At 76.0% G+C, this 1,492-nt stretch carries 1 protein-coding gene; it reads left to right on the forward strand.

Annotated features, from left to right (window positions below; translation table 11 throughout):
* Positions 1–1,492: aldehyde dehydrogenase family protein (locus HGA02_RS19035; protein WP_168680932.1), on the forward strand; the 1,492-nt coding region annotated here is incomplete at both ends.

Genomic DNA, 1,492 nt, shown 5'->3' on the forward strand with positions numbered 1-1,492 from the left:
CGCCTGGGCCGCGACGCCGCCGGCCCGTCGCGCGGCGGTCCTGCGCGCCGCGGCGGTCGCGCTCGAGCGAGCCCGGGGGGACCTCGTCGCGACCATGGTGCACGAGGCGTCGAAGACGGTCGCCGAGGCCGACCCCGAGGTGAGCGAGGCCGTCGACTTCGCGCGCTACTACGCCGACCGCGCCGAGGAGCTCGCCGACGGGTCCGTGCCCGGTGCCGTGCACCGGCCGTCGGGCGTGACCGTCGTGACGCCGCCGTGGAACTTCCCCGTCGCGATCCCTGTCGGGTCGGTGCTCGCGTCGCTCGCCGCCGGCAGCCCCGTGCTGATCAAGCCCGCGCCGGCGACGCCCCGCTGCGCGCAGGTCGCGATGGCCGCGATCCTCCGGGCTCTCGACGACGCGGGCGCCCCCGCCGGCACGCTGACCGTCGTCCTCAGCCCCGAGGGTGACGTCGGCCGGCGGCTCGTCACGCACCCCGACGTCGCGCGCGTCGTCCTCACCGGCTCGATCGAGACCGCACGCCTGTTCGCCGGCTGGCGCGACGACCTTGACGTGCTCGCCGAGACCTCCGGCAAGAACGCCCTGGTCATCACGCCGTCCGCCGACGTCGACCTGGCCGTCGCCGACCTCGTGAAGTCCGCGTTCGGGCACGCCGGTCAGAAGTGCTCCGCCGCCTCGCTCGCGATCCTCGTCGGGTCCGCGGGCACCGACGACCGGCTGCGACGGCAGCTCGCCGACGCCGTGTCGTCCCTGCGCGTCGGCCACAGCGACGACCTCGCCACGAGCGTGCCGCCCCTCGTCGAGCCCGCGTCGGGGAAGCTGCTGCGCGCGCTCACGACGCTTGACGAGGGGGAGGAGTGGCTCGTCGCGCCCCGACCGCTCGACGTCTCCGGGCGGCTCTGGACGCCCGGGGTGCGGCACGGCGTCGCGCCCGGGTCGTGGTTCCACACCACCGAGTGCTTCGGACCGGTCCTCGGCATCATGCGGGCGCGCACGCTCGACGAGGCGATCGCGTGGCAGAACGCCGTCGCGTTCGGCCTCACGGGCGGCCTGCACTCGCTCGACGAGGACGAGATCACGACCTGGCTCGACCGCGTCGAGGTCGGCAACGCCTACGTGAACCGCGGCACGACCGGCGCGATCGTCCGGCGGCAGCCGTTCGGCGGCTGGAAGGCGTCAGTCGTCGGACCGGGCGCCAAGGCCGGCGGGCCGCACTACGTCGCGCAGCTCGGCACCTGGTCCGACGCACCCGACGTCCCCACCGACGACGCCGCGTGGCTCGACCGGGCGCGCGCCGACGACCGGCGCGCGTGGGAGGAGATGTTCGGCCGTGAGCACGACCCGAGCGGCCTCGCCGTCGAGCAGAACGTCCTGCGGTACCGCTCGGTGCCGGCCCTGACCGTCCGGGTGGGGGACGACGCGCGGCCGGCGGCCGTCCAGCGCGTCCTGCACGCGGCCGCGACCGCCGGCGTCCCGACGACGGTGAGCGACGTC

Source organism: Cellulomonas septica, from assembly GCF_012396155.1.
GTDB lineage: Bacteria > Actinomycetota > Actinomycetes > Actinomycetales > Cellulomonadaceae > Cellulomonas > Cellulomonas septica.